The organism is Pauljensenia sp. C0254C2 (assembly GCF_056583835.1).
The window spans coordinates 37,293-52,043 of sequence record NZ_JBWPJO010000007.1; the positions used below are offsets into that span (position 1 = coordinate 37,293).

At 57.7% G+C, this 14,751-nt stretch carries 12 protein-coding genes; 6 read left to right on the forward strand and 6 right to left on the reverse strand.

Going from position 1 to position 14,751, the window contains the following annotated elements:
* Positions 1–15: 15 nt before the first annotated feature.
* The gene (locus tag AC1DA5_RS06715) at positions 16–612 is read right to left on the reverse strand and encodes an ECF transporter S component (RefSeq protein ID WP_058237943.1); all 597 of its coding nucleotides are present in this window, start codon (positions 610–612) and stop codon (positions 16–18) included.
* Positions 613–791: 179 nt separating this feature from the next.
* Positions 792–1,958, reverse strand: a complete 1,167-nt coding sequence (locus AC1DA5_RS06720; RefSeq protein WP_480289647.1) for an ROK family protein — start codon at positions 1,956–1,958, stop codon at positions 792–794.
* Positions 1,959–2,053: 95 nt separating this feature from the next.
* Here AC1DA5_RS06720 and AC1DA5_RS06725 point away from each other — a divergent pair, with 95 nt between their 5' ends.
* The 4 genes from AC1DA5_RS06725 to AC1DA5_RS06740 all read left to right on the forward strand — a co-directional run bounded on the left by AC1DA5_RS06725 (position 2,054) and on the right by AC1DA5_RS06740 (position 7,101).
* Positions 2,054–2,983 carry a carbohydrate ABC transporter permease gene (locus tag AC1DA5_RS06725; RefSeq protein ID WP_058237630.1) on the forward strand — a complete coding sequence of 310 codons (930 nt, stop codon included), beginning with the start codon at positions 2,054–2,056 and terminating at the stop codon, positions 2,981–2,983.
* Positions 2,984–2,987: 4 nt separating this feature from the next.
* Complete coding sequence (locus tag AC1DA5_RS06730) at positions 2,988–3,932, forward strand: carbohydrate ABC transporter permease (protein ID WP_480289649.1); 945 nt, start codon at positions 2,988–2,990, stop codon at positions 3,930–3,932.
* A 55-nt stretch (positions 3,933–3,987) separates the two neighbouring features.
* The gene (locus tag AC1DA5_RS06735) at positions 3,988–5,367 is read left to right on the forward strand and encodes an ABC transporter substrate-binding protein (protein ID WP_480289651.1); all 1,380 of its coding nucleotides are present in this window, start codon (positions 3,988–3,990) and stop codon (positions 5,365–5,367) included.
* Positions 5,368–5,544: 177 nt separating this feature from the next.
* Entirely contained in the window at positions 5,545–7,101 is a 1,557-nt protein-coding gene (locus AC1DA5_RS06740; RefSeq protein ID WP_480289653.1) for a glycoside hydrolase family 36 protein, read from the forward strand.
* 52 nt (positions 7,102–7,153) lie between these two features.
* Here AC1DA5_RS06740 and AC1DA5_RS06745 read toward each other — a convergent pair whose 3' ends face one another.
* Entirely contained in the window at positions 7,154–7,639 is a 486-nt protein-coding gene (locus AC1DA5_RS06745; RefSeq protein ID WP_058237627.1) for an SRPBCC domain-containing protein, read from the reverse strand.
* Positions 7,640–7,845: 206 nt separating this feature from the next.
* Here AC1DA5_RS06745 and AC1DA5_RS06750 point away from each other — a divergent pair, with 206 nt between their 5' ends.
* Both AC1DA5_RS06750 and pntB read left to right on the forward strand, forming a co-directional pair.
* On the forward strand, positions 7,846–9,399 hold the full coding sequence (locus AC1DA5_RS06750) for a Re/Si-specific NAD(P)(+) transhydrogenase subunit alpha (RefSeq protein ID WP_480289656.1): 1,554 nt from the start codon (positions 7,846–7,848) through the stop codon (positions 9,397–9,399).
* Positions 9,400–9,450: 51 nt separating this feature from the next.
* The gene (gene pntB / locus AC1DA5_RS06755) at positions 9,451–10,905 is read left to right on the forward strand and encodes a Re/Si-specific NAD(P)(+) transhydrogenase subunit beta (protein ID WP_082628704.1); all 1,455 of its coding nucleotides are present in this window, start codon (positions 9,451–9,453) and stop codon (positions 10,903–10,905) included.
* A gap of 8 nt (positions 10,906–10,913) precedes the next feature.
* Here pntB and AC1DA5_RS06760 read toward each other — a convergent pair whose 3' ends face one another.
* The 3 genes from AC1DA5_RS06760 to AC1DA5_RS06770 form a co-directional block, all read right to left on the reverse strand.
* Complete coding sequence (locus AC1DA5_RS06760; protein WP_480289658.1) at positions 10,914–11,978, reverse strand: NAD-dependent epimerase/dehydratase family protein; 1,065 nt, start codon at positions 11,976–11,978, stop codon at positions 10,914–10,916.
* Positions 11,979–12,055: 77 nt separating this feature from the next.
* On the reverse strand, positions 12,056–12,517 hold the full coding sequence (locus AC1DA5_RS06765; protein WP_070726036.1) for a RidA family protein: 462 nt from the start codon (positions 12,515–12,517) through the stop codon (positions 12,056–12,058).
* 170 nt (positions 12,518–12,687) lie between these two features.
* Positions 12,688–14,715: a glycoside hydrolase family 31 protein gene (locus AC1DA5_RS06770; protein WP_480289660.1), complete on the reverse strand. Its 2,028-nt coding sequence runs from the start codon at positions 14,713–14,715 to the stop codon at positions 12,688–12,690.
* Between the last annotated feature and the right edge of the window lie 36 nt (positions 14,716–14,751).

Genomic DNA, 14,751 nt, shown 5'->3' on the forward strand with positions numbered 1-14,751 from the left:
TAGTTGCCTCCGGACTCATACGAGTTCGTGGCGCTCGCGTCCAGCTGCGAAACGGTCAAGCGCGCCGGTCTGAGCCAGTCCGCGCACGATGAACCATCCGAGCAGGCCTGCCAGCAATGCGCCGGAGATCTGCGTGGTGATGAAGTACGTGACGTTGAACAGTGCACCTTTGGCGTGGTTGTAGGCGATGAATTCCCAGACGAATGCACCCAGAGCTGAACCCATACCGGTCAGAATGCCGATCGGCAATGTGAAGCGGCGGTACAGAACAATCAGGAGGATCAGTTCAGCTCCGAGTCCCTGCACGATGCCTGAATACACCGCGCCGATGCCCCATTGTGATCCCAGAGCTGCGGACATACATGCTGCCAGGAGTTCAACGAACAGTGCGGCACCGGGTTTGCGGATGATGAGGCCACCCAGAACACCGCCAATCAGCCAGATTCCAACGGCGATTCCGCCCAGACCCGGGGTGAGGGCATCCATCGCTTTGGTCCATAAATCACCGGGCTGGTTCCACAGCAAGAAAATGCAGCCGCAGGCTACCGCGAGGATTGCAGCTGTCACAAAATCAACAACGCGCCAGCTCAGGCGCGGCTTCTGGTCAGTCATCGTGTCCTCTTTCTCGTGTATGACCTTGAAGACGCGCACGAGAAGAGAGCCTTCCTTCGCCGGTTTTAACCCGGATCAGGTTCAACGGTCGAGGGGCCCTGTTCCCCCTCCTCTCAACCCAGCACAACTGGGCTCCCGTGGCAGTAAACGTGAGTATAGTACGTGCTGGCTCTGGAGAGTTATCTCCACAGCGTATTCGGCGAAATTGACGGAAAATAGTCGGCGTGCGTGACGAGACGAGTGATCTGGTCAAAAATGTCATCAAGGCCGAGTCGAATTCCTCCTAATGCGACGGCGCGTCTGCCCAGTGTGGAGGCTGCGACATGGGGCATGAAAGGACATAGGTCGGTGAGGTCGTCAACTAGTTGGTCGTAAAACAGGGACGCGTATCGCGCAAACTGTCCGCCGATCACCACGCATTGCGGAGCAATAGCAAGAATCATCGCAGCAGTTCCCTGCGCAAGAATGTGTGCGTATTCAGCTATCGCGCCTTGGTAATCAGCGTCACCGTCATGAGCGACCAGGGCTCCTTCGAACAGCTCTTCTCGCGTGGGTGTACGGCCCGCAAATCGGTGCGACACGAATGTTTCCGATTCAAGGTCTTTCCAGCGAATGCACGGGAGTTCACCAATCAGACCGGCGCTGCCCATGAGGCCTTCACGTACACGACCGTCGATGACACTCGCAGCACCTGTACGACGCCCTGCCAGGATAAAGACGACATCGGAATACTGGCTGGCAGCGCCTTTCCAGGATTCGCCACGGGCACCCAGCGCACAGTCTCCAGCTGTTCGCACGCGCACACCAAGTCTGTCGCTGAAAATCTGATCAAGTGCCAGTCCCTGCCAACCGGGCATGCCTTCACCCCCGAAGTAGACCACACGTCCATCATGCTGAACCCCTGGCGAAGCGACAGTGCAGGTCCATGCTGTCCCACAGGTGGTGTGTTCGCGCACCTCGTTCGTCAGGTCAACAGCTACGTCGATACGCGTATCGGCAGAGCAGTCTTCATCAATGTTGATGCTTCGTTCATCCAGGATTTTGCCTGAAAGATCAGCAGACATCGCAGTGATGTGGTGGGCTCCAATATCGAGGGAAAGGACGTGGCCGGCATCGGTAGCCATTCCGTAGAACGCTGCGGGGCGTCCCAATGATGTGAATCCCTGCGGAGGGGCGACCTCGGTAATCCATCCCAGATCCGCGAGGTCGCTGACAACTGATTCCGCTGCGGGGCGGGTGATGCTGCACTGCTGAGCAATGTCGCTGAGAGTGCGCGGACTCTCAAGGCAGTAACGCAAAACACGCGCCATATTCGCGCGCCGCTGAAGGCGTTTAGGAGCAGGCATACACGACTCTCTCTCCATCACATTGACTTATTAAAGAAAGTAACCTAATAATAGTAACTGTTCAACCCGTCGAGGGCTCAAAGACGAAGGACCTCATGAGCACTACTGTACAAAGCAAGGGCGCGCATTCACCCGCACAGACGCACCGGCATTCACGCAAACTGCGCGATGTTCCGGTTGCGCTCGTATTCCTGGCACCTGCCATTTTCGGCTTCCTGCTGTTCTACCTGTGGCCCATGATCCGCGGCCTGCAGATTTCGTTTACCGACTGGGACATGATCAGCACGCCTCATTGGGTCGGTTTTGACAACTACCGCAAACTCATCGGCGACCATCACTTCGGTCATGCACTGGTCGTGACCGCGATCTACGTGGTCGTCAATATTTCCACGCAGACAGCTCTGGGCCTGGCTATCGCCACCCTGATGCAGCGGATCTCGCATTCAACCCTGATCCGATCCCTGCTGCTCGTCCCCTGGCTTGTTCCCAACGTGACGATCGCAGTGATCACCTTGTTCGTCCTCGATCCCAACGTTGGACTGCTCAACCACATGCTGTCCTATCTCAATGTCGGTCCGATCGCTTTCTACTCTAACCCTGACATCGCGATCTACACCGTCGCCCTCGTCAATTCGTGGCGCAATATGGGCTACACCGCGTTACTGATATTCGCGGGCATGCAGATCATTCCGACCATGGTGTACGAGGCTGCTGAAATTGACGGTTCCTCCACATGGCGCACATTCTTCTCCATCACACTGCCGCTGATCCGACCCATTCTGGTCATGGTCGTGGTGGTCTCCACCATCGGGTCATTCCAGATCTTTGACACCGTGGCCGTGGCAACGAAAGGCGGACCTGTTAACTCGACGCGCGTGATCTACTTCTACATCTACGAAAAAGCGTTCCAGCAAGGCCAGATGGGATACGCAGCAGCCATGGCTGTGGTGCTGCTGCTCATCATCTTGCTGATGACGCTGGTTCAACTGCGCGTCACCCGCGCAACCGAAACGGATCTGGGGTGAAGTCATGACGTCACTGTCTCAAAAAGCTGATCGCACTGACACGCAGGCCAGCAGGGCTGCGAAGAAGAATCGCCGCCCCATTCGCCCGGGTCTCGTTGCCGGATGGATCGCCCTGATTATCCTGCTCTTCATTACACTGGTGCCGTTCGTGTGGATGATCCGCACGGCGTTCACCCCAAATGCGCAGATCTTCAACGGCGACTACTCACTGATTCCACAGCAATCAACGTGGATCAACTTCAAACGCGTCCTCGGTCTGGCAACACCAAAAGAGGACCTCGCTGCAGGCGGATCCGGAGCAACCATGTACTTCTGGCTCTACCTGCGTAACTCCGTAATTTTCACGGCTCTGCTGGTGGTTGGCCAGGTCACGACCTCCGCGATGGCGGCATACGCATTTTCACGCCTGCGTTTCCCCTTCCAAAACGCGCTGTTCGCCCTGTTCCTGACCGGCATGATGATTCCACCAATCTTCATCGTGCTGCCCAACTTCATCCTGATCAAGAACGCCGGTCTGCTCAACACGTTCACCGGCCTGCTGGCACCCTATTTCTTCATCAGCCCGTTCGCGATCTTCTTCCTGCGCCAGTTCTTCCTGTCCATTCCGCGTGAAGTTGAAGAGGCGGCAACGCTGGATGGTGCCGGGCACTGGCGTACATTCGTCCAGATCATCGCGCCAATGGCATCCGCACCCCTGACCACGATCGCCATCATCCAGGCGGTCTTCGCATGGAATGAGTATCTGTGGCCGCAACTGGTCGCACAAAAGCACGCAGTACGACTGCTTAACGTTGCGCTGGCCGTTTTCCAGCAGGCATCGCCTTCCACGCGCCCCGACTGGGCCGGGCTGATGGCTGCTGCCACCCTGCAGACTCTTCCGATGCTGCTGGTGCTCATCCTGCTGGGTCGCAAGCTTGTCGGATCAATCGGTCTGACGTCCGCTAAGTAACACAAACCTTTTGACGTTCCGCAAAGTTTTTTCCAACACAATTTCAAAGGAGAAGATGATGAAGAAAGTAGTCGCCTCAACATGTGCGGCAGCAATGGCCGCACTGGCACTGAGCGCCTGCACACCTGCCGAACTGACAGACGAAGGTACCTCCGGTGCAGCCGGCATGTCCGGCGAATCGGATTCACAGGGAATCACCTACAGCCTGTGGGATCCAAACCAGAAGCCGGCATACGAAAAGTGCGCAGCCGACTTTACGGAGAAGACCGGCATCAAGGTCACCATTGACCAGAAAGGCTGGGATGACTACTGGCAGAACCTGTCAGTTGCCATTTCCTCAGGAACAGCTCCCGATGTGATCACAAACCACGTTGCGCACTACCCGGAGCTCGCATCCAAGGGCGCCTTGGAGGATCTCAAGCCGTACATTGACAAGGCACAGATCGACATGAGCCAGTACACCGGCGACCTTGCCTCCCTGTGGGACTACGACGGCAAGACCTTCGGCATTCCGCAGGACTGGGACACAATCGCACTGGTGTACAACGCCAAAGATGTTGAAGACGCCGGGATTGATCCCGAATCCCTGAAGGACCTGGACTGGAACCCGCAGGACGGCGGTTCATTCGGCAAACTCATCGCTCATCTGACCATCGACGAAAATGGTGTGCGTGGCGACGAGGCCGACTTTGACAAGACCAAAGTTGCCACATACGGATGGGGACTTGAAAGCGGTGGCGGCGTTGTCGGCCAGGGCCCATGGTCATGGCTGGCGCTCTCAAACGGCTTCCAATACCTCGACAAGAACCCGTTCGGCACTCAGTACCAGATGAACGATCCCAAACTGATCGAGGCTCTCACCTGGTGGCAGAAGCAGATTGAAGCAGGCTACGTCACTCCGCTTGAACAGGCCGGCAACCTCGGCCTCGAACCGATGATGGAGCAGAACAAAGCTGCCCTGATCCCAGACGGCTCATGGCGCATCAACACCTGGGCAAACTCCGAGGCAGGCGATTTCAAGTTCGCACCGCTGCCGAAGGGACCAGAAGGCCGCAAGACCATCATCAACGGCATTGCACCATCGATCACGGCATCCTCCACTCACAAGGATCAGGCATTCCAGTGGGTTCAGTACCTGACATCGGAAGACTGCCAGTCCGTCATCGCCAAGGAAGCAGTGGTCTTCCCGTCCATCACGTCGCAGTCTGAAGCAGCTGCCAAGGCTCACGAAGCGAACGGAGTGGATGTCTCCGCATACATTGACATCACAAAGGATCCGTCATCACTGTCGTACTACCCCATCACCTTCAAGGCTGATGAAATCAACAGTGAAGCAGACACCGTCATCGAACAGATCGAGCGCGGAAGCGTTGACCCAGCTGAAGCTCTGCCGAAGCTGAACGACACGATTAACGGCATCCTTGCAGATCAATAGTCGGACCAGATACCACTGCTGAGCTGCATACGCTCAGCAACACCAGGTGCCGCCCGCCGACCGCAATCTGCGGGCGGCACCTTGCCACTGCCACGTCACCCTGCCCTCCCGCAGTCTCCTCCTACCTCCAGCACTCCCTGCCCCTTCTCACTTTCTTCGCCATCCGAAAGCACTCCCATGCATTTGCGTCTCAAAACCACCACCACTTCCTGCGTCCTCAACGCACCATCCATGTCACCCCTCGAACTCAGTGTCACCGGAGCACAGCTGCGCGCTGACACGCTGAGGATTGACGTTGATGGCCACTCCATCAGTGAGTTTTACCGCCACGGCATCAACTCCTGGTCGCCGACAGCATGGTGGTACACCGATCGCGAACCGTGGCGCGTGTGGGACAACGACGAACGCCTCCTGACGGCGGAAGATCCCGCCACCGATTCAACAACTGACCACCGCTCCTACCTGCTGACAGCGTGGACAGTCGACTCGTCAACGCATCGCGTCATCGTGGTCGGAACACTGGGAGGCCGCACCGGCGTCTTCACCGTGACCGGTCAGCAGGTCGCATCTGCCCCGCTGGATCCAGAGCACGACAACAGCGAGCTGACCTGGTGGATCGGCATAGGGGAAGAACGCGAAATCTTCGCCGCATATGCACGCGCTCTGGCTGATTCGATTCCAGAATTTCATTCACGTCAGGACTGCGGACCTGTGTGGTCATCGTGGTACTCCTGGTTCGAAGAAATCACCGAACACACTATTGAAACCGAAGTGCCGCACGCGCAGACAGCTGGCTATCGCGTGCTGCAGATTGACGACGGCTGGGAGAAAACAGTTGGCGACTGGCAGGCGAACACAGATTTTGAACACGGCATGGACCACTGTGCCACCCTCATTCACAACGCCGGCATGCGGCCGGGTCTGTGGATGGCGCCGTTCATTGCCCGCAGCAGTGCCCCGATCGTACGCGAACACCCCGAATACTTCATTCATAACGCCGATGGCACACTGGCTCACGCCGGATATAACTGGGGCGAACCATACTTCGGACTCGACACCACACATCCCGGTGCCCAGCAGTGGCTGACGAACGTCATGAAACGCGCACACGGCTGGGGATTCACCTACTTCAAACTCGATTTCCTCAATGGTGCCGCCATCCCCGGAGTCCGTTACCAGGACTGTGATCGAGAGGAAGCCTACCGCCAGGGTCTGCGTACGATTCGCCAAGCTGTGCCAGATGTCTACATCATGGGGTCTGGCGCTTTGATTGGATCGTCTGTAGGGCTGATTGATGGAATGCGAGTGGGACCCGACACGGCTCCCTACTGGGACAACACCGAACGCCATCGTGATCCAAGTGGTCCGGCCGTCAGAAATGCGCTGCGTAATGCGCTGTCTCGATACTGGTTGACCTCGCTGGTGGCACCAGATCCCGATGTCGCATTCGTGCGAACACGCGGCTCCCTGCTTTCTGACCAGGTCAACGCCGTCACCCGGGACCTCGGGCATGTCATGGGTGTTCATTCATGTTCTGACCCAGATAGCTGGCTGACAGATTCGGAACGCCAGCAGATACGGGAATTCTGCCAGGTGGCCAGCCGCTCAGGTGCTGATCAACTCGACGTGCAGCAAACAGGACGGTTCACATTCACCATCAACGGGCGCGCCGTCGACTTTCAACCGTGGATTGACCCGGAGGGGCGAATCAGCGACCGCCTGCTCGTCAAGTAGATACCGACATTGCGCTGCGCACTGAGTTCGTGTACGGCGCAGCGGCACAGCCTCAGGCTGCGCCTTCCAGGTAGGCCTTCAGTGCCGGCAGGACAACATCCCACGTGCCCTGCGCATCTTCCCATGCCTGGCGCACTTCAGCCTCGTCATCGCTGACGGATGTAATATCTGATTCCTCGACGTGCACCTGTACCTGGCCGTCCTTCTCGGACAGTGATACTTCCACGCGCGTGGTGCGTTCTTCAGGGAATTCGTCCCCTGCCAGCGGGTACCACCGGAAGGAAATGAGATCCATCGGATCTTCATCTTCCTTTTCGATCAGCCATGCACCGGCATCCGGATCTTCGATACGGTACAGGCCATCCTCGCCGCGCTCAAATTCATGGTCGCCGAATGGCCCGTCGTTGACCCACCAGCCCGGCTCGCTGACCGCTTTCCATACGGATTCGAGGTCCGCTGCAATTGAAATGTCTGCTTCAACCGCGTCGAGGTTGTCCACCTTGTCCATTGATTCGTCATCGTCGTCGAAGTAATTCATGTCTTAACGGTAATCGTTGCCCACCACGACTTTCCAGCTTTTGACGCATTAGCAGATCAAAGATGCGGCGCATGACGGTTTCCACCTATACGATAAAGACGTGAATGCGGCGCAACGCTCAACTTTGCGCTGTGCCTTCTTCACAACACCTTTCTGTGCGCGTGCCACGAGCATCGCACAGTCGCTGCTTGAACAAAGGAGTACGTGTGCTCGTCGGAGTACCAGCCAGCAATGCTGATCAGCCACTTGTCGCAGCCACCCCTGACACCGTCACCAAGCTCAAGAAACTGGGTTTCGACGTGTGCGTACAACGAGGCGCTGGGCAAACCGCTCAATTTCCTGATTCATTATTCGAAGATGCGGGAGCCACCCTCGTCGATGACCGCGGCGCGTGGGGAGCCGACATTGTCCTCACTCTCGACGCCCCCACAAGCGAGCAGATCGCGGCGATGCAGCCGGGCGCAACACTGATTTCCCGCCTAGCACCCGCGCGCCACCCCGAACTGCTCGACGAATTGGCGAGGGCGAACATCACCGCGCTGGCTATGGACACCGTGCCGAGAATTTCACGTGCTCAAGCGATGGATGTCCTGTCGTCTCAGGCCAATATTGCCGGATATCGAGCCGTCGTTGAGGCCGCTCATCAATTTGGCCGCCTCTTCACCGGTCAGGTCACCGCGGCCGGGAAAATGCCGCCGGCACGTATCTATGTGATCGGTGCGGGAGTTGCCGGTCTGGCAGCGATCGGCACCGCCAACTCCATGGGCGCTGAAGTCTACGCAACCGACGTGCGTCCCGAGGTGGGCGAACAGGTTGAATCGATGGGAGCCACATTCGTTCCGATCCCGGTGGGCCGTCAGGAATCCAGTGACGGTTATGCCAAGGAGATGGACGCTGATCAGGCGCGCGCAGCTGAAATACTGTACGCCGAACAGGCTGCCTGCTCCGACATTGTCATCACGACAGCAAACATTCCGGGGCGTGCCGCTCCGCGCCTGCTCAGTGCCGACGCGATTGATGCGATGCGTCCAGGCAGCGTGATTGTGGATATGGCAGCTGCCAACGGCGGTAACTGTGAACTGACGTCACCCGGGGAAATTGTGCGAACCGAAGGTGGCGTCACCATTATCGGCCTGACCGACCTGGCGGGCAGACTCCCAGCACAATCCTCCCAGCTGTACGGGCAAAACATTGTGAATCTGCTGCGTCTGGCCACGCCCGACAAGGATGGTCAGCTCACGCTGGACATGGATGATGAGATCATTCGCTCCATCACTGTGACGCACGAGGGCGACGTGATGTGGCCACCGCCGCCGGTCAACGTGTCGGCGGCTCCTGCTCCTGCTCCGACTCCGCGCGAAGACCCGGCGGCAGTCGCTGCCAGAGCGGCTGATGAGTCACGAAAGGAAGCGTCCCATAAGCGTAACCGCGTGATCGGAATTGTCGTGGCGATAGCCTTGGCCGCCCTGTTGATTTTGACGTCACCGCTGATGGTCTCCAGCCATTACATCGTGCTGGCGCTTGCAGTGGTTGTCGGGTTCTACGTCATTACGAACGTGACGCACTCGTTGCATACGCCGCTCATGTCGGTGACGAACGCGATTTCCGGCATCATCCTGGTCGGCGCTCTGCTTCAGATTGGATCGTCGAACGTTTTGGTCACGATCATTTCCTTTGCCGCCATACTCGTCGCGTCGATCAACATTTTCGGCGGCTTCACAGTCACCCACCGCATGCTCGCGATGTTCAAGAAAGACTGAGGCAGATTTACCGTGTTCACCAACCTTGTCACATCGTTTCCCCAGGACCTCATGTCAGCTGATATTCCGGGTGCCGACCTCCTGTCCGGTGGCTTCGTCTCACACTTCGTTGTGTTCGCCTACATTGTTGCCGCCATATTCTTCATCCTGGCGCTGGCCGGACTGTCCCGTCATGAGACGGCTCAACGTGGCAACAATTCAGGCATCATCGGCATGGCGATTGCGCTGGTCGCCACCATAGTCCTGGCTCTCACGTCGCAGCCGGCACGCGGGGTGGTCGTTACCGCGATCCTGATTGCGCTGGCAATGAGTATCGGCGCAGTGATCGGCATCTGGAAGGCACGCAACGTTCAGATGACCGGCATGCCGGAACTGATCGCATTGCTGCACTCATTTGTCGGCCTGGCAGCAGTGCTGGTGGGGTTCAATTCCTACCTGGCACCCGACGCCAATGCGCTTCTGCTGGGAGGATTCCACCTCGGTGAAGTGTTCCTGGGCATCTTCATCGGTGCCGTCACCTTGACCGGCTCAATCATCGCGTACCTCAAATTGTCCGCGAAGATTTCGGGCGCACCGTTGATGCTTCCGGGGCGCAACTGGATCAACCTTGCTGCCATCGTCGTCTGCCTCATCCTGATGGTACTGTTCGTGCGTCAGGACGGTTTCACCGGAGTTGGCATTGCAGCGTTAATCATCATGACTCTCATCGCGCTGGCACTGGGTGTGCACCTGGTGGCCGCGATCGGCGGCGGAGACATGCCCGTTGTCGTGTCCATGCTGAACTCGTATTCCGGGTGGGCTGCGGCAGCGGCCGGCTTCATGCTCAACAATGATCTGCTCATTATCACTGGCGCGCTTGTCGGCTCCTCCGGCGCGTACCTGTCCTACATCATGTGCAAGGCGATGAACCGTTCGTTCATCTCCGTCATCCTGGGCGGTTTCGGATCGACAGGTGCGACTGCGTCAGCCTCGGACGAAACAGGCGAATATCGCGAGATTGACGCTGCGCGTGTCGCCGAGATGTTGACGGATGCGCAGCACGTCATGATCACTCCCGGGTACGGCATGGCAGTGGCTCAGGCACAGTATCCAGTCGCGGACCTGACGAAGCGACTGCGCGAGGCGGGTGTGGATGTCCGCTTCGGTATTCACCCTGTTGCAGGTCGCCTGCCCGGTCATATGAACGTGCTGCTGGCTGAAGCCAAGGTTCCCTACGACATCGTGATGGAAATGGATGAGGTCAACGATGATTTCGGTGATGTTGACGTCGTCCTCGTCATCGGCGCGAATGACACGGTGAATCCTGCCGCCGAGCAGCCCGGCTCCCCGATTGCGGGAATGCCGGTGCTAAAGGTGTGGGACGCACACGATGTCATCGTCTTCAAACGTTCGATGGCGACCGGCTATGCGGGTGTACAGAACCCGTTGTTCTTCAAGGACAACACGCACATGCTCTTCGGTGATGCCAAAGCCTCAGTCGAAGCAATCATTTCTGCGTTGAACTAGCTCGTACGCTACACCTCGGCAAGATCGCGGCGCATCTCCACCATGGCACCGGGATCATCCACCACGTCGATTCCCACGTCGACAAGCAAGTCGCGAATGGTCACTGCCAGCGACCGAGGCTGATAGTCCCATTCGTTGCGCGCTTTCGCGCCTGAAACGTGTGGCAGATCCTCAAGGGCACCCAGCGATGCCGATGTGAAAATATCCGAATTGACCCACGATCCGATTTTTTCGCCCACGGGAGCCAGCCAGTCCACCCACCGCAACGGAAATACCGGCACCGCACGCCCCGAATGTCCTGCGAGCGCGGAAGCGATTCGCACCAGTGTCGACATGGATGCTCGAACGCCAGGCAACAAGTACTGCTGCGAGGTACGACCCTTCTCGAAGGCGTCGATCAGCCCTCCGGCAACATCGCGTACATCCACCCAGTCGAAGCCGCCAGCCACGACCGCAGGTACCCGGCCTCGTGCAGCATCCAAAATGATTTCGTTGACGCGCGACTGTGTCGGGTCGGTCGGCCCAATAATTCCGGTTGGCATACACACCACCGCGTCCAGTCCACGCGCGATCTGTCGACGCACCGCTCGATTTCCTGCCGCCTTTGAGCGGTCATACAGCGGGCGATCTGGCCCGGCAGGCGGCGACTTTTCAGTGATGACCCCTTTAGTCGCATTGTCGAGGGCATGCACGGACGAGCAGTGAACCATTCGGATGTGGTGTTTCAGCGCCGACCTGGCCACGACTCCGGGTCCAGCCGAATTCAACCTCCACGCCTGCGGATCACGCTTCTTCAAGGTGATGGCGGCCGCCAGGTGAATGACACCATCAACGCCGCGCATCGCCTCATCCACCTGGGCGGGTTCCAGCACTGATCCGGTGACATACTCTCGCTGCGCACTGCACACACCATCATGAACGAGGGCGCCCTGCGTACCACTGGCAGGTGCCACCTGATCGAAACAACGCACGGCATAACCTCGTGCTTCCAAAGCGGGCACGAGGTTGCTTCCCACATATCCGCTGGAACCTGTGACTAAAATGCGTGGGTATTCAGTGGCATTCGTGTGCATCGCTATCCCCCTTTTCTCACCTTAGTGCGCGTTGACACCGAGGGGGCGTCCTGGGCGGGAAGACGTGTGGGCTGGGTTCAGTTATTCAGAGCGAACTCGACTTCCACCTCGACTGACGCGTTGAGCGGCAATGCGGCTACGCCGACGGCAGAACGTGCGTGAGGCGTTCCGAAGATGTCCTGGAAGAAGTCAGAGGCCCCGTTCAGAACACCAGCCTGGCCGGTGAAGCTTGGGCGGGAAGATACAAAACCGGTGACTTTGACGACGCGTGCCAGGCGGTCGACGTCTCCGGCGACGCTTGCTGCTGCCGCAAGGGCGTTGAGCGCGCAGATGCGGGCTGCCTCGTAAGCATCGTCTGGGTCTGCGCCGTCCTCTCCGACTGCACCGATGCAGGACAGCTCACCGTTCTCCAATGGCAGCTGGCCTGATGTGCGAATCACTCCGCGGTCTTCAACTGCCGGAACATAGGCCGCAACCGGTGCTGCAACTTCCGGAAGTTCGTATCCTGCCTGCGACAGTCGCGCGCTCACCGATTCCATTGTGATCCCCTTAGTTCGAGCTGTTCATCTAGCTAGGTTCATTTGACCATTTTGGTTCGAGAAAAGCCATGCAGCAGCGCGAGATGTCTCAACCTGGCGCATCCACCTGTCATGTCGCATTAAAAAGGGGTGGGCCGCGAACCTTGCGGTCGCGACCCACCCCAGTTGAACTAGATCATGCCAACTAGTTCACTATGCGTGTCGTCTCGGAAGAAGACAGGAATCTTGTCCAGAGGGCACTCGACATCGATCGACTGACCGCCTTCGTGCTTGTCACCCGTTGACGCGTCAGTCCAGGAAGCTCCGGCCGGCAGATACACCGATCGGGAGGTTGCAGCGGCTTCCAGAACTGGAGCGACCAGGATGTCGCCGCCTAGCAGGTACTGGTCGGAAATGGACCAGCACTTCTCGTCGAGCGGGAATTCCTGGAAGAGCCCTCTCATCACAGGTTGTCCTTCTTCATGGGCTTCCAACATGACGTCTCGCATGTAGTCGCGGAGCTTTTCGCGCAGATGAATATACTTCTCAAGCACGGCATACACGTCGTCTCCAAAGCTCCAGAGTTCATTCTCAGCACCGCTGGGCAGTCTGTAGGAGCCATCCTTGGCGCTGACCTCTTCAACTGGCCGTCGGTCACCGTGCAGCCTCATCACCGGGCAGAAAGCTCCGAACTGGAACCACCTGATGAGAAGTTCCTTGAATTTCGGATCTGTGATGACACCATCGTGGAAGCCGCCAATGTCGGTGGTCCACCACGGGATTCCTGCGGCACCCATGTGGATTCCCGCAGCAACCTGGCACCGCAGGTCTTTCCATGTTGAGCTAATGTCACCAGACCACACAAGAGCACCGTAACGCTGAGAGCCCGCCCAGGCGCACCTCAAGAGGTTAACAACGTCGTCAGTGCCGGATTCAACCAGTCCGTCGTAGAACGCTTTGGCGTAGTTCTGCGGATAGATATTTCCGACCTTGACGTTGGGGCCAGCGTTGTAGCGGTAGTTATCGAAGTCGTAGGCACCGTATTCGGGCTCAGCCTCATCGAGCCAGAAAATCTTGATGCCGTACTTGCCGTAATTTTCTTTGCACTTCTCCCAGATGAACTTTCTTGCCTCGGGATTGGTCATGTCAATGAAAGCGCTCGGTCCCTGGAACGCCATATGGACATCTAGGCCACGTTCTGCCCGTGCCAGCAGGTTGTTCTTCTTCAGCTCATCCCAGTTCTCGGATGCGTGCGCAACCTGGGTCCACACCGAAACCATGAGCTCAACGCCCATGCTATGGAGTTCATCAACCATTGCCTGAGGATCCGGCCAGAATTCCTCCTCGAAGCGATAATCTCCCATGTGGGGCCAGTGGAAAAAGTCGATCACGATGACGTCCAGGGGCAGTCCACGGCGCTTGTGTTCTCGCGCGACTTCAAGGAGCTGCTCCTGGTTCCAGTAACGGAGCTTGCACTGCCAGAACCCCAGTCCGTGTTCTGGCATCATGGGAGCGAATCCGGTTGCCGCGGCATATGCCTTACTGATTTCCCGCGGGCTGTCTCCAGCCGTGATCCAGTAGTCGAGTTGATCGCAGCGCTCTGCTGACCACTGAGTTACGTTCGATGAGAAGCTTACTTGCCCGATGGCAGGGTTGTGCCACAGGAAGCCGTAGCCCTTGCTGGAAATCACAAAAGGAACGCTCGCCTGGGAGTTGCGATGAGCAAGTTCAAGAGTGCATCCCTTGAGATCACCGATACCCTCTTGGTACTGGCCCATTCCCCACAGATGTTCTTCTTCTGGAGACTCGAACGACATTGTCAGGGAGATATCGCCGCCAAGAACGGGACGCAGATCGCGAGCCTTCAAGTCCAGAGACCCGCCCCGATCCTTTTCACGCAGTAATGGTGTTCCATCCGTTTTCTCAAAACTGATACTGCAATGGAAAGTCTCGTACCCAACTTTTCCATCACACATCGCGGTTTGGCGCAAGATGACGCGTAGCGATCCGACCTCGAGTACAGCTTCATCGCCCTTGAGTTCGACGCTCGATTCCTGATCTTCAGGTTGATCGAGCAGAGCCCAATTCGATTCGATGACATCTGCCATGAGTCGTGAACGCACACGGACTGCGTCCTTTCCCCACGGCTGAACTGAAAGTGTTGTTCCGTCACCACGCCACCGTAGTCCTAGACCGTCTTTTTCAAACGCCTGCTGCAAGGCTCTTTCCTTTCATTCACTATTCATGAATTACGG